This is a genomic window from Sphingomonas mali NBRC 15500 (genome assembly GCF_001598415.1).
Taxonomy (GTDB): domain Bacteria; phylum Pseudomonadota; class Alphaproteobacteria; order Sphingomonadales; family Sphingomonadaceae; genus Sphingomonas; species Sphingomonas mali.
In genome coordinates this window covers 1-20,148 of record NZ_BCYX01000010.1, presented here as the reverse complement: position 1 = coordinate 20,148, position 20,148 = coordinate 1, and the positions used below count along the sequence as shown (strand labels likewise).

Annotated in this window: 12 protein-coding genes and 1 pseudogene; 6 read left to right on the top strand and 7 right to left on the bottom strand. The window is 63.6% G+C overall.

Annotated elements, in window-relative coordinates; genetic code table 11:
- Position 1: 1 nt before the first annotated feature.
- The gene (bglX, locus tag SMA01S_RS09585) at positions 2-2,275 is read right to left on the bottom strand and encodes a beta-glucosidase BglX (RefSeq protein ID WP_157093884.1); all 2,274 of its coding nucleotides are present in this window, start codon (positions 2,273-2,275) and stop codon (positions 2-4) included.
- A gap of 352 nt (positions 2,276-2,627) precedes the next feature.
- Between bglX and SMA01S_RS09580 the strand changes: the two genes are divergently transcribed.
- Positions 2,628-5,741, top strand: coding sequence for a TonB-dependent receptor (locus tag SMA01S_RS09580; protein WP_066820782.1), 3,114 nt, complete (start codon positions 2,628-2,630; stop codon positions 5,739-5,741).
- A 176-nt stretch (positions 5,742-5,917) separates the two neighbouring features.
- Here SMA01S_RS09580 and SMA01S_RS09575 read toward each other — a convergent pair whose 3' ends face one another.
- From SMA01S_RS09575 to SMA01S_RS09565, 3 genes are all read right to left on the bottom strand, one after another.
- Complete coding sequence (locus SMA01S_RS09575; protein WP_066820780.1) at positions 5,918-7,438, bottom strand: tryptophan halogenase family protein; 1,521 nt, start codon at positions 7,436-7,438, stop codon at positions 5,918-5,920.
- A gap of 110 nt (positions 7,439-7,548) precedes the next feature.
- Positions 7,549-8,889, bottom strand: a complete 1,341-nt coding sequence (locus tag SMA01S_RS09570) for an HlyD family type I secretion periplasmic adaptor subunit (RefSeq protein ID WP_066820778.1) — start codon at positions 8,887-8,889, stop codon at positions 7,549-7,551.
- Entirely contained in the window at positions 8,886-10,673 is a 1,788-nt protein-coding gene (locus SMA01S_RS09565; RefSeq protein ID WP_066820775.1) for a type I secretion system permease/ATPase, read from the bottom strand. The genes SMA01S_RS09570 and SMA01S_RS09565 overlap by 4 nt, the downstream gene beginning before the upstream one ends.
- A gap of 386 nt (positions 10,674-11,059) precedes the next feature.
- On the opposite strand from SMA01S_RS09565, the gene uvrA reads away from it, so the two are divergent.
- Together uvrA and SMA01S_RS25435 are read left to right on the top strand one after the other, a co-directional pair.
- Complete coding sequence (gene uvrA, locus SMA01S_RS09560) at positions 11,060-14,137, top strand: excinuclease ABC subunit UvrA (RefSeq protein WP_066820772.1); 3,078 nt, start codon at positions 11,060-11,062, stop codon at positions 14,135-14,137.
- 558 nt (positions 14,138-14,695) lie between these two features.
- Positions 14,696-14,880: pseudogene (locus SMA01S_RS25435) on the top strand (hypothetical protein); the annotation flags it as partial.
- Between the two features lie 23 nt (positions 14,881-14,903).
- On the opposite strand, the gene SMA01S_RS24525 reads toward SMA01S_RS25435, so the two are convergent.
- From SMA01S_RS24525 to SMA01S_RS09545, 3 genes are all read right to left on the bottom strand, one after another.
- Positions 14,904-16,052, bottom strand: a complete 1,149-nt coding sequence (locus SMA01S_RS24525; RefSeq protein ID WP_157093883.1) for a hypothetical protein — start codon at positions 16,050-16,052, stop codon at positions 14,904-14,906.
- 822 nt (positions 16,053-16,874) lie between these two features.
- Positions 16,875-17,789 (bottom strand): hypothetical protein, encoded by a 915-nt coding sequence (locus SMA01S_RS09550; RefSeq protein WP_066820763.1) that lies wholly within the window; start codon positions 17,787-17,789, stop codon positions 16,875-16,877.
- A gap of 247 nt (positions 17,790-18,036) precedes the next feature.
- Entirely contained in the window at positions 18,037-18,369 is a 333-nt protein-coding gene (locus SMA01S_RS09545; RefSeq protein WP_066820761.1) for a hypothetical protein, read from the bottom strand.
- A gap of 189 nt (positions 18,370-18,558) precedes the next feature.
- Here SMA01S_RS09545 and SMA01S_RS09540 point away from each other — a divergent pair, with 189 nt between their 5' ends.
- From SMA01S_RS09540 to SMA01S_RS09530, 3 genes are all read left to right on the top strand, one after another.
- Positions 18,559-18,999, top strand: a complete 441-nt coding sequence (locus SMA01S_RS09540) for a hypothetical protein (protein ID WP_066820758.1) — start codon at positions 18,559-18,561, stop codon at positions 18,997-18,999.
- A gap of 91 nt (positions 19,000-19,090) precedes the next feature.
- Positions 19,091-19,402, top strand: coding sequence for a hypothetical protein (locus SMA01S_RS09535; RefSeq protein ID WP_066820755.1), 312 nt, complete (start codon positions 19,091-19,093; stop codon positions 19,400-19,402).
- A gap of 303 nt (positions 19,403-19,705) precedes the next feature.
- Positions 19,706-20,122 (top strand): glycine zipper 2TM domain-containing protein, encoded by a 417-nt coding sequence (locus SMA01S_RS09530; RefSeq protein WP_066820752.1) that lies wholly within the window; start codon positions 19,706-19,708, stop codon positions 20,120-20,122.
- The last annotated feature ends 26 nt before the right edge of the window (positions 20,123-20,148 follow it).

Here is a 20,148-nt window from a genome sequence, read left to right as displayed (position 1 = left end):
GTTATGCTCCAGCCTTGAGGACGAAGGTGGCGGGGGTGCCCGCCATCGCGTTGGGCGCGATCCATACATCGAACGCGCCGGGCTCGGCATAGCTCTTCTTGTCGGGATGGACGAAGCCGAGATCGGCGCGGCTGAGCGTGAAGCTCACCGTCGCGCTCTGGCCGGGCTCGAGGTCGAGATGCTTCATCCCCTTCAGCGAGCGCACTGGCTGGGTCAGGCTCGCGACCTTGTCGTTGATGTAAAGCTGCGCGACTTCGTGCATTGCCCGCGTGCCGGTGTTGGTGACCGTCGCGGTGACGGTGATCGATCCCGCCCAAGGGATGGTCGCCGCGCTGACGCTCGTCGCCGAATAACTCGCGACCGAATAGGTCAGACCGAACCCGAACGGATAGAGCGGCTCGTCGGTCACTTCGCGATAGCGCGCCTTATAGGCCTTGTCCGCGGTCAGCTGCGGGCGTCCGGTGCGGCGGTGATTATAATAGAACGGCTCCTGGCCGGAGGCTTGCGGGAAGCTCACCGGCAGGCGCCCCTGGGGGGCGTAATCGCCGAACACCACGTCGGCGATCGAATTGCCGGTCTCCGAGCCGAGGAACCAGGTCGCCATGATCGCCGGCGCATTCCTGACCGCACCGGTCAGCGCCAATGCACGGCCGTGGCGGAGCAGCACGACGATCGGCTTGCCGGTCGCGGCGACCGCCTCAGCCAAGGCGAGCTGCGGCGCGGGGATACCGATATCGACGCGCGCCTGCGCCTCGCCCGACATGCTGGCGCTTTCGCCGAGCAGCAGCACGACGACGTCGGCGTCCTTCGCCATGCGCACCGCCTTGTCGATCTCGCCGTCGATCGGCGCCTCATAGTCCGAGCCGCGCGTGACGCTGAGCTTGGCCTTATCGCCAAGCGCGGCGCGGAACCCCTCCTCGACCGTCACGCAGCTCTCGTAATCCGGGAAATTGGCCCAGGGCCCGGGATAATCGCCCTTCTGGCTCACCGCCGGCCCGATCAAGGCGATCTTGCCCTGCTTCTTGAGCGGCAGCAGATTGCCGTCATTCTTGAGCAGCACCATCGACTTGCGGCCCGCCTCGCGCGCCAGCGCGATCGCGTCGGGGCGGCGCACATCGCGCGCCTCGCGCACGGGATCGAGCGAGCGATACGGGTTGGCGAACAGCCCCATCGCCTTCTTGACGTAAAGCACGCGGCGGACCGCGGTATCCACCACCGACATCGGGATTCTGCCGCTCTTCACGAGATCGGGCAGGTGCTTCCAATAGAGGCCCGACTGCATCGAGATATCGCACCCCGCGGTCAGCGCCTTGACCACGGCATCGGGGCCGTCGGCGGCATAGCCGTGCAGGATCAATTCCTCTTCCGAGGTGTAATCGCTGACCACCAGGCCCTTGAATCCCCATTCGCCGCGCAGGATGTCGGTCAGCAGATAATGGTTGGCGGTCGACGGCACCCCGGCAATGTCGTTGAAGCTCGACATGGTGGTGATCGCGCCGGCGTCGAACGCCGCCTTGAACCCCGGTAGATGGATTTCGCGCAGGGTCGTCTCGGGAATGTCGGCGGTATTGTACTCCATCCCGCCCTGCACGGCGCCATAGGCCGCGAAATGCTTGGGGCAGGCGAGCATCGAATCGTCGCGGCGGATGTCGGGGCCCTGGAAGCCGCGGACGCGGGCGCGTGCCAGTTGGACGCCGAGCCAGGTGTCCTCGCCCGATCCCTCGACCACACGCCCCCAACGCTGGTCGCGCGCGACATCGACCATCGGCGCGAAGGTCCATTGAATACCCTTGGCCGACGCCTCGACCGCCGCGGCGCGCGCGGTGCGCTCGGCGAGGCTGGGGTCGAAGCTCGCGGACTCGCCGAGCGGCACGGGGAACGAGGTCTTCATCCCGTGGATGACGTCCCCGGCGAAGATCAGCGGGATCTTGCTCGGGCTTTCCTCGATCGCGACTTTCTGCAGCTCGCGCCCGATCGTCGTGCCGATACCATTGAACAGCCCGACGATCTCGCCCCGCCGGATCCGCGCCTTGAGCTCGTCGATGCCTTGCTTGGCGAGGCCCGGATTGAGCACCGGCCCTTCGGTCCGCGCCGCCAGCGGATCGGAATAGATCGACAGCTGCCCGGCTTTGTCCTGGATGCTCATCTTGGCGATCAGCCGTTCGATGAACGGATCGGTCGCGGGGACCGCCTTGGCGAGCGCGGGCAATGCCGCCGACACCATCGCGACCGCTGATGCGCCCTTGAGAAGATCGCGGCGGGACAGGTCGGACATGGCTTTTACTCCGCTTGGTGATGCCGTCCCGCCACATGTCCGGCAAATCCGGACTGCGCGATTCGCGGCAGTCGATTTCTTCTTGGCGAATGCGCATGAAACCGGTTACGGTGCAACTGTGGAACCGGTTACGCGACCGTTAGAGTCGCCCCGTCCACCCGGCGATGCTTGCCGGCGGAGGAGAGGATTCAGATTTAAGGCAATGGCTGCAGGCCAATCACATCGATCGATAGCTGCGAGGCGCCAGGACGGCGCTGGCGACCGCCGTGACCGGCGCGCGCGAAGCATTGTGACATCATAACCGACGAACAACCGGACAAAGGGCGCTGGCGCCCGAGCAAGGGGAATTGAGATGACCAACCTGATGAGGGCAAGCCTGCGGGCGGCACTCGCGACCACCATCCTGGCCGGCGGCGCGCTCGCACTGGCAACGCCTGCCGCGGCGCAGACGACCTCGACCATTCAAGGGCATGTCGATGGTGCCGCCGCCGGCGCGACCGTGATCCTCACGGATACGAACACCGGCCATCAGGATACCGTCACGGTCGACGCCAATGGCAATTACGTCCTGGTCGGCGTGCCGCCGAGCACCTACCGCGTCGAGTCGGGCGACAAGTCCGTCATCGTCGTGGTGCCGCTGAACCAGGCAGTCACCGCCGATCTGATCGCGGCGCCGGAATACACCAAGGACATCGTCGTCACCGGCTCGCGCGCCCGCGACGTCAAGACGCCGACCATCAGCACCAATATCTCGCGCTTCCAGCTCGAGAACCTGCCGAACGGCGACCGCAACTTCCTGAACTTTGCCGCGCTGGCGCCCGGCGTCACCGTCGAAGCGCCCACGCTCGGCGGCAAGGCGCGCCGGGTTCAGGCGGGCGGCGTCAATTCGGACAACACCAACACGTTCATTGATGGCATCAGCATCAAGAACCTGGTCAACCACGGCGGCACGCTCGGGCAGAACCTCTCCTCGGGCAACCCGTTCCCGGCATCGGCCGTCGACCAGTTCGATGTCCAGACGCAGAACTTCAAGGCGGAGTTCGAACAGGCCGGGTCGGCAGTGATCTCGTCGGTGACGAAGACGGGCGGCAACGAATTCCACGGCGAGCTCTTTGGGGAATGGCAGCCCAAGGCGTTCATCAGCGAGAATTTCGACGACCGGCCGGGTGGCCGCAACAACGCGACGCGGCCGTACAAGCAGAAGCCCGATTTCGACACGAAATATTATGGCGGCAATCTCGGCGGTCCGATCATCAAGGACAAGCTGACCTTCTTCGTCGATTTCGAAGGCACGAAGAAGACCTTCGCCTCCAACGACGTCGGCGTTTATCCCGGCACCCTGCTCCTTCGCGCGCCTCAAGCAACCTATGCCCAAAGCGCCCGATCGCAATATAACGGTAGCTTCCCGGCGGATTTCAACGAGAAGCTGTATTTCGGCAAACTGACCTTCTTCGCGACGTCGCAGGACACGATCAACGTCAGCGCGTTCATTCGCAGCGAGTCCAATCTCCAGATCAACGCCGGCGTGACGACGACCGAGGCGTCGACCAGGAATCGGAACGACGAGCACCGGTACCAACTGACCTGGAGCCACCGCGGGTCCAATTGGCTGAACGAATTCATTTTCGCGCGGGACGCCGCGGCGAATGGATCGATCCCCAACGTGGATGGGTCGTCATCGGTTGTTACCTATAACGCGCCGCAGAGCTTCACGCCCCCGCAGACCCCTCCCGCAAGCTGCTTCCCCCTCTCCGGTACCTCGCCGACGACCTACACTTGCCCAAGCATTGGCGATGCGAGGATGCTGGTCCTCGGCGGGACCAATTTCGCGCAGGACGACCATCAGTATCAGACGCTGATCAAGGACAATCTGACCTTCTTCGGCGGTGCGCACACGATCAAGCTTGGCGCCAAGGTCAATTTCACCAAGCTGCAGCGCCTGGAGAACAATAACGGCAACGGCACCTTCTTCTACGACGCCCAGACGTTTACCGGCCTGTCTGGCGCGACTCCCTATGCCGCGACGATCAACACAGCTGCCGTCAGCCCCGTCACGGCCAAAAACACCGAACTGGGCTTCTTTGTACAGGACGACTGGAAACCCGACGAGCACTGGCAGGTCAGCGCAGGTCTGCGCTGGGATTATGAGTCCAATTCGCGCAACGAAAAGTTCGTGACGCCCGCCGACATCGCCGCGGCGATCCGCGCCTATCCGGGCTGGAAGGCGGCGGGGATCAACCCCGACGACTACATCTCCACAGGGAGTAACCGGAAGGCGTTCCTCGGCGCGTTCCAGCCTCGCCTGGGCATTTCCTACGACGTGAAGGGCGACCGCGATCTGGTCTTCACGATCGGCGGCGGCCGTTACTACAACCGCTCACTGTTCATCGATTCCGCACTGGAGACGATCAAGGACGTCTATGAATCGGTCGCGACCATCAAGTCCTCCGCCCTCACGGGTTGCACACCGGGCCCCGGCTGCGTCGCGACGATTCCGACCAACATCGACCAGTTGCGCGCACTGGGCGCGCTGCAGGCCGGTGAAGTGCACCTGATGAACAACAACACCAAGGTGCCGTATTCCGACCAGCTCAGTGCCGGCATCCGGAAGCGGCTGGGCAAGATCAATACCTCGATCAGCTTCTCGTACATCAAGTCGCACAACATCTATCAGGAAGTCGTCGGCAACCGGAATCCGGATGGCAGCTACAGCCCGCTCAGCCCGCTCTTCTCGTACGGCGGCAACGTATATTCGTCCGGCATCTTCTACGGCACGGCCGCAATCAACACGGCGCCGCTGTTCGGCACCGATGGCCGGCGCTATGGCAGCATCTTCATCGGCAACAGCGATGGCAAGGCGACCTATGCCGCTCTGTATCTGCAGGCCGACAAGCCCTACACCGATGAATCGGGCTGGGGCTTCAGCACGACGCTGACCATTTCGAACGCCCGGTCGAACGACTCGCGCAATGGTGCCAATATCGGCGATCCGTTCAACTTCGATGCACCGACGATCGGCTTGCAGGGCTGGGGCAGGTCGAGCGGTCTCGAACGGTGGCGTTTCGTGGGAACGGGCACCGTCCGCCTGCCGCTGGACATCCGCGCGACGACCTTCATTACCCTGTCGTCGGGCCCCTATTATGGCGGGGTCATTTGCGGCATCCCCGCTCCTTCCGTCGATGGCTGCGCCGAGACCAATTTCGGCATCTACAAGCCGGGCGGCATCGGTTACGCGAACATCGACTTCAATTTCTCCAAGACGTTCAAGATGCCCTGGGCGAAGTCGCATGAGCTGACCGTCTATTTCCAGGCGCTCAACGCGTTCGACTTCGTCAACCGCAACTACTCGCAATGGAGTGGCGGTTTCCGCAACGTCGGCGATACCGGACCGAGCGGCCAGTACAATCTCGGCGAGGTCGCGAGCCAGGGCCGCAACTTCAAGGTCGGCGCTCGCTACAAGTTCTGAGGCCGATCAACCTGATCCCCCTCCCGCTTGCGCGCACTGGGTCGGCCATGCCCCCGGCATGGCCTGAACGATGCGGGGCATCGTTCACCCAGTGCGGGGCTAGGGGAGGGCATGTTTTCCTCCCCTACGTACCTGACAGACCCTCCCCCGACCCCTCCCGCAAGCGGGAGGGGAGATTAGGCAGCGAGCGCCGGCGCCTTGCAATAACGGTCGATGAACGCGGCGTGATCGGGCATCCGTCCCGCGGCATCGGCGATCACTTCCTCGATATCCGCCAGGAACGACCTGCGGACCTCGGCCGGCATGATCGCCGCATTGGGATCGTGCCCCATCGCGAACCCCTGCCCGAGCAGCACCTGCACCCAGCTTTCGACGCGGAACAGTTCGGCCGCCGCGCGCTTGTAGAAGCGCCCCGATGACGCGAACAGGTCCAGCCGTTCCGCCAGGCTGTCCGGAATCGCCATGTGCTTGAGATACTGCCAGTACGGCGTGTGCTCGCGGTCGGTCACCTTGTAATGCGCCACGATGAAATCGCGCACGTCGGTGAATTCGAAATCGTGCTGGCGGTTATATTCGGCGATATCGGCGGCGGCGAACCCCTGGTGCGGGAACAGGCCGAGCAGCTTGATGATCCCCGTCTGGATGAGGTGGATGCTGGTCGATTCGAGCGGCTCGAGGAACCCGGACGACAAGCCGATCGCGACGACATTCTTCTCCCACGCCTTGCGCCTTTTGCCCGGACGAAACCGCACCGGACGCGGATCGGCCAGAGGCTTGCCGTCGAGATTGGCGAGCAGCACCGACGCCGCCTCGTCGTCCGAGATATGGTTGCTCGAATAGACGTGGCCGTTGCCGGTGCGATGCTGGAGCGGGATCCGCCACTGCCAGCCATGATCGCGCGCCGTCACCCGCGTATAGGGCGTGAGCGGCTCGACCCGTTCGCATGGCACCGCCAGCGCGCGGTCGTTGAGCAGCCAGTGATTCCAATCCTCATAGTCGATGCCGAGCGCCTGGCCGATCAGCAGCGCGCGCATCCCCGAGCAATCGACGAACAGGTCGCCATCGACCGTTCGCCCGTCCTCCATCACGACGTGATCGACATAGCCGGTCTCGCCGTCGAGCCTGACGTCGACGATCTTGCCCTCGATCCGCTCGACTCCCGCCGCTTCCGACCGCACGCGTAAATAGCGCGCCAGTAACGACGCATCGAACTGATAGGCGAAGTCCAGCCCGGCCAGCGGCGACGCCGGATTGCGCGCATCGGGAAAGGCGAATTTGTTCGCCATCCCGGCGGCGCAATTGAGCGCATAATCGTCGAAATGCCGCGCCTTGCCCGCCGCGCGTTCGAGCAGCCATAATTGGTGCGTGTGCAGCCACATGAAGTCCTGCCCGATCCGCCCGAAGCCGTGGAAATAGCGATCGTCGCCATTCTTCCAGCCGACGAAATCGATCCCCAGCTTGAACGTCGCCTGGGTCGCGCGGATCATCTCCACCTGGTCGATCTCGGCGATGGTCATATAGTCGCGGATCGCCGGGATGGTCGCCTCACCCACCCCGATGATGCCGATCTCGTCGGACTCGATCAGGCGGATTTTGTAGCTCTTGAACAGATGCGACAGCAGCCCGGCGGTCATCCAGCCGGCGGTGCCGCCGCCGACGATGGTGATGGTCTTGAGCGGCGCGTTGGGCGCGGTCATGCAATGATCCCCTCGGACGGCGCTCGATCGATGGAGGGCGCGGCGCCTTGTCCGAACCTTAGACCAGCCGCCCCGTCCCGGTAAACGGTTACAACCAGCAGGTCTGCACCCTAACCCTCGCTGCGCATCGAATAGCGCAACTGGTCGAGCAGCGGCTTGAGCAGGAACGACAGGATCGAACGGTCACCGGTCTGGACGAACGTCTCGGCCGGCATGCCCGCCTTGAGTGCGATCTGCGGCGCCCTGGCCAGCGCGTCGGCGTCGAGCCGCACCTTGATCCGGTAATAGCTCTGGCCGGTGCGCTGGTCGGTGGTCAGATCGGGCGAGACGAAGATCAGCTTGCCGGGAATGTCGGGCGTGGTCTGGCGGTTGAAGCCCGAGAAGGTGACCCGCGCCGCCTGGCCGACGCGGACCTGATCGACATCCTGCGGACGAATCCGCGCCTCGACGATCATGCTGTCGCGGTCGGGCACGATCTGAAGCAGCGGCTGCGCGGGTGGCACGGCGCTGCCGATCGTGGTGAAGGCGATCTTGTCGACCACGCCCGATTGCGGCGCGCGGATCTCGCTACGGTCGACCGTGTCGGTGGTGGTGGCGACGCGCACCTGCTGGTCGTTGAGCTGGCCGACCACCTCGGCAAGCTGGGTGCCGGCGTCGCTGCGGATCTGCTTGTCGACGTTGAGGATCTGCTCGTTGGCCTCGGAGATGTGCGCGCGCGCCTCGGCGATGTTCGATTCGAGCGCGGCCTTGCTGCCTTTCATCTGGACCGCGGTGCGCTCCATTTCGTTGAGGCGGTTGATCGTCACCAACTGGCGGTCATGGAGCTTGCGCAACCCGGCGAGTTCGGGCTCGATCAGCGTCATCTGGCTTTCGATCGCGGCGATCTGCGCCTGATAGCTGGCGATCTGCTCGTCATATTGGCGGACACGCTGGTTGAGCAGCGCGATCGATCCGTCGCGCTCGCGCCGGCGGAGCGCGAACAATTGCCGCTCGCGTGCCATCGCTTCGCGGGCGCGGGCGTCGGCCTTGGTGGTCAGCTCGGGCGGGAACAGGATCGAGGAGGCGCCGTCGCGCTCCGCTTCCAGCCGCGCGCGCCGCGCCAGCAATTGCTCGAGGCCCAACGCCGCGGACTCGGCGCCGACCGACGACACGCCCTGGTCGAGCCGCATCAGCAGCTGTCCCTTGGCGACATGATCGCCGTCGCGGACCATCAGCGCCTTGAGGATGCCGCCGGTCGGATGGATCAGCGTCTTCACGTTCGACTCGACCGCGACATCGCCGGACCCGACCACCGCGCCGCCGACCTGGAGGATCGCCGACAGGCCGAAGAAGCCGAGCACCAACGCGGCGATCAGCAGATAGGCGCGGCGCGTACGGAGGCGCAGCCGCTCGGCGCCGGGATCGGGCTCGGCATCGGGCCAGAAAGCGTGGAGCGGAACCTGCGCGGTCATTGTCCGGCCTTCTTGCTCACAACCAGGCCGCCGGGCGCCTTGCCGCCACTCCCGCCGCGTGCCACCGGATCGGACCGGGGCGGTTGCTGCGGCGGCGGCGCGAGCTTGGCCAACACTTCGTCGCGCGGACCGAAGGCCTGTGCGGTGCCGCCGCGCATCACCAGCAACAGGTCGACCACGCTCAATATCTCGCGGCGATGCGCGACCAGCAGGACGATGCCGCCGCGCGCCTTCACCCCGGCGACGGCGCGCGCCAGCGCGACCTCGCCATCAGGGTCGAGGTTCGAATTGGGCTCGTCGAGCACGACCAGGAACGGATCGCGATAGAGTGCCCGGGCGAGGGCGATGCGCTGGCGCTGACCGGCCGACAATTGCTGGCCGTCCTCGCCGACCTGGAGATCGTATCCGCCCGGCAATTGCACGATCAGCTCGTGCACGCCCGCCGCCTTGGCCGCGGCGATCACCACGTCGGACGGCGCGCCGACCTCGAACCGCGCGATATTCTCGGCGATCGTCCCGGCGAACAGTTCGACCGATTGCGGCACATAGCCGATCGAGCGGCCCAGCGTCTCGCTATCCCATTGCTGGATCGCCGCAGCGTCGAGCCGGACCGCACCCTTGGCCGCTTTCCACACGCCGAGCACGCCGCGCACCAGCGACGACTTGCCCGACGCGCTCGGGCCGATGATCCCGACGACCTGCCCCGCCTGCGCCTGGAAACTGACGCCGGCGACGGTGGTCAACTGACTGCCCGGTGGCGTCAACGACAGCGTGTCGACGGTCAGCAACTTGGACGGTGCCGGCAATTCGGTGCGCTCGCCGACCGGCGGCGGGACTTGTCCGAACAAATTGTCGAGCCGTGCCCAGGCCTGGCGCGCGCCGACGAAATGCTTCCAGTTGGCGATCGCCGAATCGACCGGCGCCAAGGCGCGGCCCGACAGGATCGAGCTGGCGAAGATGATCCCCGCGGTGGCCTTGCCGTCGATCACCAGCATCGCGCCGACCGTCAGCACGACCGATTGCAGCACCATCCGCGCCACCTTGCTGATCCCCGACAGCGTCGCGGTGGTGTCGGTCAGCGTCGCCTGCTGGTCGAGATACTCATGATGGATCCGCCGCCATTGCAGCATCAGCCGGTCGCGCATGCCCAAAGCGGTGATGATCTCGGCATGGCGCCATTGGCGATCGGCGAGCAGCCGCCGCTTCGCCGCCGCGCGCGCCACCGCCGCGACGTGGCGGCTACTGACGCGTTCGGCGACCAGGGTCAGCGCGGCCAGGCCCAGCATGCCGACCAGGGTCACGACGCCGAGCCAGTAATGCACCGCGGTCAGGATGATCAGGAACAGCAGGATCCAGGGCAGGTCGATCAAGGCCGGCGGCCCCGCGCTGGCGATGAACGCGCGCAATTGGTCGAGGTCGCGCACCGGGCTGACCTGTTCCTTGGCCTCGGGCCGTTCGAGCGCGATCCGCGCCTCGATCGCCTGGACGCGCCCCGACAGCGAGCGGTCGAGCGATGCGGCGACGTCCGCCAGCATCTTCGACCGCATCACGTCGAACACGCCGTAAAAGGCGTAAGCGATCAGGATCATCACGAAGACGCTGAACAGGGTCGGCAGGCTTTGCGCCGGCAGCACGCGGTCATAGACCAGCATCAGATACAGCGACCCGGTAATCGTCAGCAGGTTGATGAACGCACTGAGCGCGACGATCGCGCCGAACCCGCCGCGCAGCTTGGCCAGCGCGGCGCGGATTTCGGATTCCTTATTGCCCCCCGACCGCGACATCGCACGCTTTCTACTGATCGGCGTTCAGCAATAGACCCAGATTCGAGTGAATCCAATGCGATCATATCGGCTGCGATCCGGCTTTTTTAGATTAACCCCTCTCCCCTTGTGGGCGCATCAGTCATCAGGCCGATGGGAGGTGAGGGGGCGACCGCAAAGCGGTGGCGCGGCGCTAAAGCGCCGCTCCCTCATCCAAGCTTCGCCAGGCCGCAAGCCGCCAAGCTACGCTATCCTTCTCCCGCGAGGGGGGAAGGATTTCGGGCCGCGACCCGTCAATGCGATCTGCATCAATCCTTTCGCAACTTGCCCCCGCGCGCCACACTTCCCATCTCTCCCCCGTCGCGAGGCGCTTGCCTGACGCGAACAAATCTGGAACAAATACCTACATGCTGACTCACATTCAGGTGCGCGGCGCGCGCGAGCACAATCTCAAGGGCGTCGATATCGATATCCCGCGCGACACGCTGACGGTGATCACCGGGCTGTCGGGATCGGGCAAGTCGAGCCTCGCCTTCGACACCATCTATGCCGAGGGGCAGCGGCGCTATGTCGAGAGCCTGTCGGCCTATGCGCGTCAGTTCCTCGAGCTGATGCAGAAGCCCGATGTCGATCATATCGAGGGCCTCTCCCCGGCGATCTCGATCGAGCAGAAGACCACCAGCCGTAACCCGCGCTCGACCGTCGCGACGGTGACCGAGATCTACGATTACATGCGCCTGCTCTGGGCGCGCGTCGGCGTGCCCTATTCGCCCGCCACCGGCTTGCCGATCGCGGCGCAGACGGTCAGCCAGATGGTCGACCGCGTCATGGCGCTGCCCGAGGGCACGCGGTTGTATCTGCTCGCGCCGGTCGTGCGCGGGCGCAAGGGCGAGTATCGCAAGGAACTCGCCGAGTGGCAGAAAGCCGGCTTCACCCGCGTCCGCATCGACGGCGAGCTGTACGAGATCGACGAGGCGCCGGCGCTCGACAAGAAATACAAGCACGACATCGAAGTGGTGGTCGACCGGTTGGTGGTCGGACCGGATATGGCGACGCGCCTGGCGGACAGTTTCGAGACCGCGCTGAAGTTGGCCGAGGGGCTGGCTTATGTGGATTTGGTGGACACCACGGTGGCGGCCACGTCCACCGTTCGTCCTGAGCCTGTCGAAGGACGGGGTCTGGATACACGTGCTTCGACAAGCTCAGCACGAACGGAGGAAGGGAGCGAAGGCGGGAGCAATAGCGTCCGGGAAATGCGGCAGGAGTTTCAGGCCGACACCTCCGGCATCGCCACCCTGGGCGGCGCAATGAAGGGCGCGGGCGTGCCCGACAACCGCATCGTCTTCTCCGAGAAGTTCGCCTGCCCCGTCTCCGGCTTCACCATTGCCGAGATCGAACCGCGGCTGTTCTCGTTCAACGCCCCGCAGGGCGCCTGCCCGGCCTGCGATGGCCTGGGCGAGAAACTGATCTTCGACGAGGATCTCGTCGTCCCCAATCACGACCTCAGCCTGAAGAAGGGCGCGGTCGTGCCCTGGGCCAAGTCGAACCCGCCCAGCCCCTATTACATGCAGGTGCTCGGCAGCCTGGCGCGCGAATTCGGGTTCAGCCTGGAGACGCCGTGGAAGGACCTGCCCGGCGAAGTCCAGCTCATCATCCTCCACGGCACCGGCGGCAAGCCGGTCACCCTGACCTTCGTCGACGGCAAGAAATCGTACGACGTGAAGAAGCCGTTCGAGGGCGTGATCGGCAACCTCAACCGCCGCATGCTCCAGACCGAGAGCGCGTGGATGCGCGAGGAGCTGAGCAAGTATCAGTCGTCGCAGCCGTGCGAGACCTGCCACGGCGCGCGGCTCAAGCCCGAGGCACTGGCGGTCAAGGTCGCGATGCAGGACATCAGCCACGCGACGCATCTGTCGGTGGTCGACGCGCTCGCCTGGTTCCAGGATCTGCCCAACCACCTCAACGGCCAACAGAAGGAAATCGCCGAGCGCATCCTGAAGGAGATCGTCGAGCGGCTCGGCTTCCTCAACAATGTCGGGCTCGATTACCTCAACCTCGACCGCACCAGCGGCACCCTGTCGGGCGGCGAGAGCCAGCGCATCCGGCTCGCCAGCCAGATCGGCAGCGGGCTGTCGGGCGTGCTCTACGTGCTCGACGAGCCGTCGATCGGGTTGCACCAGCGCGACAACGACATGCTGCTCGCGACGCTCCGCCGCCTGCGCGACCTCGGCAACACCGTGCTGGTGGTCGAGCATGACGAGGATGCGATCCGATCGGCCGATTATATCGTCGACATGGGGCCGGGCGCGGGCATGCATGGCGGCGAGATCGTCGCCAAGGGTACGCTCCCCGAAGTGCTCGCGCACAAGGACTCGATCACCGCCGATTATCTCAACGGCACGCGATCGGTGCCGGTGCCGCTGCTCCGCCGCTCGGGCACCGGCAAGCAGCTGACCGTGCACAACGCCACCGCCAACAATCTGCGCGGGGTGACCGCGTCGATCCCGATCGGCACCTTTACCTGCATCACCGGCGTGTCGGGATCGGGCAAGTCGAGCTTCACGATCGACACGCTCTATGCCGCCGCCGCGCGCCAGCTCAACGGCGCGCGCATCCTGTCGGGCAAGCACGACAAGATCACCGGGCTGCAATATCTCGACAAGGTCATCGACATCGACCAGTCGCCGATCGGCCGCACGCCGCGGTCCAACCCGGCGACCTATACCGGCGCCTTCACCCAGATCCGCGACTGGTTCGCCGGCCTGCCCGAAAGCCAGGCGCGCGGCTACAAGCCCGGGCGGTTCAGCTTCAACGTCAAGGGCGGCCGGTGCGAGGCGTGCCAGGGCGACGGCGTGCTCAAGATCGAGATGCACTTCCTGCCCGACGTCTATGTGACGTGCGACGTGTGCCACGGCGCGCGCTACAATCGCGAGACGCTGGAAGTGAAGTTCAAGGGGCATTCGATCGCCGACGTGCTCGACATGACGGTCGAGGACGCCGCGGAGTTCTTCAAGGCGGTGCCGCCGATCCGCGACAAGATGGAAATGCTGGTCGAGGTCGGGCTCGGCTATATCAAGGTCGGCCAGCAGGCGACGACCCTGTCGGGCGGCGAGGCGCAGCGCGTGAAGCTGTCGAAAGAACTGTCCCGCCGCGCGACCGGCAACACGCTCTACATCCTGGACGAGCCGACCACCGGCCTGCATTTCGAGGACGTGCGCAAGCTGCTCGAGGTGCTCCATGCCTTGGTCGAGCAGGGCAATACGGTGGTGGTGATCGAGCACAATCTCGACGTCATCAAGACCGCGGACTGGATCATCGACCTGGGGCCGGAAGGTGGCGTGAAGGGCGGCGAGATTGTCGCCGAGGGCACGCCGGAGGATGTGGTGAAGGTCGAGCGGAGCTTTACCGGGAAGTATCTCGCACCGTTGCTGCGGGGGCGGGACGGCAAGGTTGCCGGGAAGCGGGAGGCTGTGGCAGCGGAGTGAGCCCCACCCGACGCGACTGCGAAGCCGCGCTCCGGTTGCTCGCGCGGGTCAGCGAGGCTGATGCATTTCCGTCGAAGACTTGATTGCCTACCCGCATGGGCATGGGCATGGGCATGCGCGTGCGTGATGGGTTTGCTATGCGGGGGGTGATTTCTATCCGCACGCAGCTGTAAACGACTGATATTCCTAACGGTTTTTTGTCGAAAAGCGGTATCCGCTCGTTTCGCGCGAAACCCATCAAGGCGATCTATTTGCGGGAAAAGCACTGACTTTTCAGTGTGATAATCTTCATTTGGCAGCGTCGCGTGGTGCACAAAAGGTGCCACTTTTGCGCGCGACGCCCTGGTGCGATCGCTGGGGACCTCAGCGCACCGCGGACTCGGCGCCGTCGCCTACCGTGCACGAGAGTCGCGCAGCGCATCGCTCCACCCGGCGACACCTTTCCTTGACGTCCACCTACCCTCTCCTGCGCAAGGGAGCATTGTGGTTGGGGTGGTGAGCAGCTGCACGACGGGCGATCCTGAGTATTAAAGCGGTTATTGCAGGTGGCACCGCAACTCCGCGGACTGGATCATCGACCTGGGGCCCGAAGGCGGCGTGAAGGGCGGGGAGATCGTCGCCGAGGGCACGCCGGGGGATGTGGTGAGGTCGGGCGGAGCTTTGCCGGGCAGTATCTCGGGCCGTTGCTGCGGGGGAGAGACGGGAAGGTTGCCGGGAAGCGGGAGGCTGTGGCGGCGGAGTGAAGTTTGCAGCCATAACGGAATATTTAACGCAAGTATTTCATAATATCTTTCGCTTCGAACCGCGCCGCGCCCAGTGACTTCAATTCGCTCTTCTGCATTTGATAGTCAAATCCGATCTCGGCAACGATCTGGTCAATATTTCCCCTATTTGCATTCGCACTTGCGCGCACTAAGACCGGTATCAGCGCCGACCTGAAATATTCGAATACATTTATGACCAGCGGAACGAGAAACGTCGGCAGCCGCCCGCTATGCACAATATTGTTTCTTGTTCTGTATATTCTAGATATCTGCCATCGCACTCGTTGCTCATGGCCCTCTATCGCCCTGATCAAAGCTTGCGGCGTTTCAAAGCTTTTTTCCAATTTCCAGAGCCTATACAAAGCCAGTGGACTTCTGTGAAGGCCCGCGCAAAATTCCGCATGCAGATACTTTAGATCGTCTCTGAATATCAATTTTGTAAACTTGGTGTATTGATCATCAGATGGATAGAATTCCGGCCTCTTCAAGAACGCGCTGACATGCGATCTGTTGTACCGCAAGAGTTCGTCAAATACCGCGATAATATATCTTCTAGGGTATTTAACACAAATCGCTGGGATGAGCGCATCGAGATAATGGCTTATCCGAGCCACTCCAGGTCTAGGATTGTCAATTAGTACCTCTACAGCGGACCAAAGAGTGATAAGTTGATTTTCGGGTCTATATGATGATCTGGAGATCGCGCTCATGTTAACAGCACTAACGAGACGGTCTGTAGATGCCTCATCAAATTTAGTCATTATTTGCTCAGCCTGCAGCGTCAACTCTCGAAGGGTTCTTCCACTTAATTTCTTTTGGCGGCTTTGAAGAACCACCTGATCGATCTTCAAGATATTCCCGCTATGACTTCTAATTCCTTTGGCGTAGGCTAGGTTTTCCCATTCGAGTTCTACACCGCGGCGGTTCAGATAAGTCATAGCAATAAGAGACTCGAGCGCCTCTGTCAGCTCTCGAGCCGCACTAAATTCGTCAAGTCCGGAGACAACGCCTACGACGTATTTCCGTTCGAGTTTAAAATTGGGAAGCGCTTCAAACCCAAGCCGCGCGTCGGGTGGAAGGTCGGCGTGAACTTTGACCGAGAGAGCTAACTGATTCAAGCTCGATATGTAAGTCGAGAATGAGTCACTCACTGGTATCGTGATATAGAATCTCTTCTTTACTTCGTTAAAAATTCTGAAGAATGCTTCAAGAGTTCTTTTTTCTACCTTTCTTATTGGACATGTGAAGAATCTTTTATTCACTTCCTGATATATATACTGCCTATTGTATCCTATATTAATCAAGTGACTGCAATACGAAATAGCTAGCTGCCGAATATGCTCTTTTCTTTCGGGGCTTGATCTCGACGCAACAATCTCTTGTTCGAGAGATTTACGATATTCTCCGCTTATTCTGTCAAAAAATGTCTGTATAAATCTAATTAGTTGCGGTATGTCCGCCTCACATATACTATTCGGAGGCCAATTTCTCTTAAGAAATTCAACTTCTCGTGGAATGATGGCTGACACGACTTTGTCGTGCAGTAGAGAATATTTTAGCTCTTCAAGAGCAGGAATTAGAGATGGAAACTTTACCTTTTCAGATTGGATATCGTCGCTGATTCCGTGAACTTCTGCTAATCTAGCAAAGAGGTCTAGTGAAGAAACCCGAAAACTCTCGTAAGTGTTCGGTCCAAGCAGCTCTCTGAAAAGCTGGACAATAAATAACGCGTGATCGGCTGCTATTCCGGTTGGCCAAGCGTTTCGGGGTGGCTGCATCGATCCCTCGTACTAACGTAAGTTAGCTTTGCTTACCGCGGAGCTCTGGTCAATGCTGACGCGGGTCTCAATTGGTTCGATTTGAACCAATGCGGATAGGTGCCAATTCAATTAGACCCACCAGACCCGGAGTTACGGTGTCAGTTTACTAAATGCACCAAACCCGAGTGAGTTCGTCCACGAGTCTGTCCCCGCTCACGTCGCCTTCGCCACCATCACGCATTGCTGCAGCCGCGGGCCCAGCGTTTCGATATCGACCAACGTCTGTTCCAGGCTCGCCGCTTCCGCCGTCTCTCCCGCCGTCAGCGACCGCGCGCCCGCGCCCGCCCGCGCCGCGACCAGCGCCTTCGCGGCCGCCGGCGCGCTCGCCTGGGCCTGCTGCTTCTTCGCGTCGATATCGTCCTTGATCTTCTCGATCTGCGCGACGACGCCTTCGGGGTCGAACGTGCCGGCCTTGCTCAGCCGTTGCTCGAGCACGCTTTCGACCGCGAACAGATTGGTCTGGATCAGCCCGAAATAGCGCTGGCTGGCGGTCACGCCGACGGTGCTGCCGCCGCCGCCCCCGGCCGCGAGAAGCGCCGCCTTTCGATTCTGGTCCTGCGCCACGCTGACGGTGTCGAGCTTCACCGGATCGAGCCCGAGCGACTCGTTCTTGATGCACATCACCGCCAGCAATGCCTTGTTGTAGAAATCGGCCTTTTGCTGCGGCGACCAATATTTGTTGCCGGCCGCCAGCGCGCCCGTCGCCGCGCCGCCGCCGATCGCCACTTCCTTCGGCGCGCCGAAGGCCAGAGCGGCCGCGGCGCCGATCTGGATCAGCAGGCTGGGCACCTCGAAGAACTGCCGCCCGTCCGCGGCGCGGTTGCGGCTGCAGCGATAGACATAGGTGAAATTGTCGACCAGCGACTGCGCGCCGTCGACGGTCGGCTCGATCCTGACGACGGCGGTGCCGTTCTTCACCTCGGTCGGCATGCAATTGCCGGCATAGCCGCTCTGGCCGAAGCCGGTCTTGTTGTTGAGGTTGACGCTGGGCGGCGCGAAGCTGGTCGTGGCGCACCCGCCCGACAACGTCACGAGCACCGCGGCGGCGGCGATCTGGGCCAGTTTCATGCGGAATCCCCCCGGATTGCGATGCGCGCATCGTGATTGCCGAGGGCGCAATTGCAAGCGGCAATGGGTCCAGATCGGATCGATCGCGCTGCCCGAGACGAGGCGTGGGCGGTGGCGGCACTCTGCCTCGATCGCCTTGTCACGGGCATCACGGCGCCATGTGCACTAGCCCCCAAATAGCATTGCCCCGCTCAATAGCCCCACGAACCCGGCGCGGGACCCCGTCCCGCGCCGTCGGTCTGCGCCGTTACCGCCAGCGGCGGTGGCGGTCCTGCCGATCGTGGCGCTCGACGCGGACCGAGTTGCTCAGCGCGTTGTAGCGCCGGTCGAGATCGCGGCGTTCTGTCCAGCTGAGGCCGTTGCGGCTGTAGCGCCATTCGAGCCGCCGAAGATTGGCGAAGCGCGTGCGCAGGTTCGACGCCTCTCGCCGCGTCAACGATCCGTTGCGGACGCCCATTTCGATGCGGCGTTCGATATTCACCTTGCGCTGGTTCATCGATTGCCAGCCTTGCGCGCCGGCGGTCGAGGGGAGGAAAGCGACCATCGTCGCGGCCGCCACCAGGGCGGTTGCGATTTTCATGTGGGTCTCCTGTAGTTGCGACGCCAGGGTGCGGCGACCAAAGGGGTATGCGCGAGCGCCGCTGAATGTTCCGTGGCCCGGTCGTTGGGGGAGGTTCAGGCGGGCCGAGCGGATCGGGCGCGATCGGGACTGATCCTGATTGGTGCCAAACATGTCGCCGCCGCGACATGTTCCCTCTATGTTCCGGTAATGCGACTCGCCCGTGACCGCCTGATCTTCCTCTGCCTCGCCGCGATCGACGACATCATGCGCGGGTGCGCGACCGCGCCGGCAGTGCCCTCCCCGCAATTCCGCGCGGTGCTGGCGACGCTGTTCGCATTGGGGGAGCATGGCCAACGCGGGGTGTTCGACGCCTTCTGGCAGTCGAGCCAGCTTGCGCCCTCGCCCACGATGTCCGAGCATCAGGCCAATCATCGCCGGATGAGCGAGCTGGGGCGGATGTGGCCGCAAATCTGCCGCCATGTCGGGGTGGAGCCGACCACCGACCTCTCGCTCGCGCTCGCCGCCATGCGCCAGCGCCACGAAAGCGACCGCGCGCGGCTCGCCCGGCTGCTGGATGAAGTCGAGCAGCGGCGGCGCGTGCTCGACCGGCACAAACGGCAGAAGCAGCAATGCACGATCCGGGATTGATCCGGCGGCACGATCGCGCGGTGCGGCGGAGCGGGGAACGGCCGGGCCCGCGCACCGTTGATCCCGCATCAGTCGATATGGGAGACGAGAGATGCCCAATTCCAAGCAAGCCCGCGACAGCCACGGCCGCTTCAAGAGCGACAACCGCACGCGCAACCGCTCGATCGCGGCGGGCGCGGTGCTGGCGGTCGGCGCGGGACTGGCCACCGCGTTGTGGCGCGGATGGGTGAAGATGCCGCGCGCGCCGTGGATGAGCGATGCCGAAGGGCATGAAGCGCCCGACCTCGCGCTCGACGCCGCCAAGCCGGGCACCGACCGCGCGCCGGTGGATTTCCGGCCCGATCCGGAAGCGATCCCGACCGAGGCCGAACGCGAGGCGCTGAAGCCGGCATCGGTGCATTGATCTAGCAAGATCCTCCCCACTTGTGGGGAGGGGGACCGCCGGCCGCAGGCCGGTGGTGGAGGGGGTGGGCCCCAACGGACTCGCTTGCGGCGCACCCCCTCCACCAAGCCGCTGCGCGTCTTGCGTTGGGGCGAGATCGTGTCCCCCGGACACGATCTTGGTTCGCCGGGGGCGAACCAAAGCCCCAGCGCCCTCCCCGTCCCGGGGAGGAGTTAGGTTGCCCGCCGCTATTCTTACGCCTCCGCAACTATTCGCGTCGCGACGCATTGATACGCCAGTGCGGGGCTACAGGAGGAGAGTAGAATGCGTACCCTAACCCTTGCGTTGATTGCCGCCACGGCGGCGACGACCGGCGGCTGTGCCGAGACTTATGACCAGCCAGGCTATGCGAGCGACTATCGGTCCTATCGCCAGTACGATTATAACCGGCCCGACCCGCGCTATAACGGCTATTATGCCGACCAATATTATGTCGACAGTCCGCGGTATCGCGAGCGGCGCCTGAGCCGCAACGACCGCGTCTATGTCGGCCGCGACGGCCGCTATTATTGCCGCCGCTCGGACGGCACGACCGGGCTGATCGTCGGCGGCATCGCCGGCGGCGCGCTGGGCGCGGCGGTGACCTCTGGCCGGTCGGAGCCGCTGGGCATCCTGCTCGGCGCGTTGGCGGGCGCTGCTGCCGGTAACGCGATCGAAAAGGACAATGTCCGCTGTCGGTGAGGTAGCTGATTAAATCCTCCCCGGAA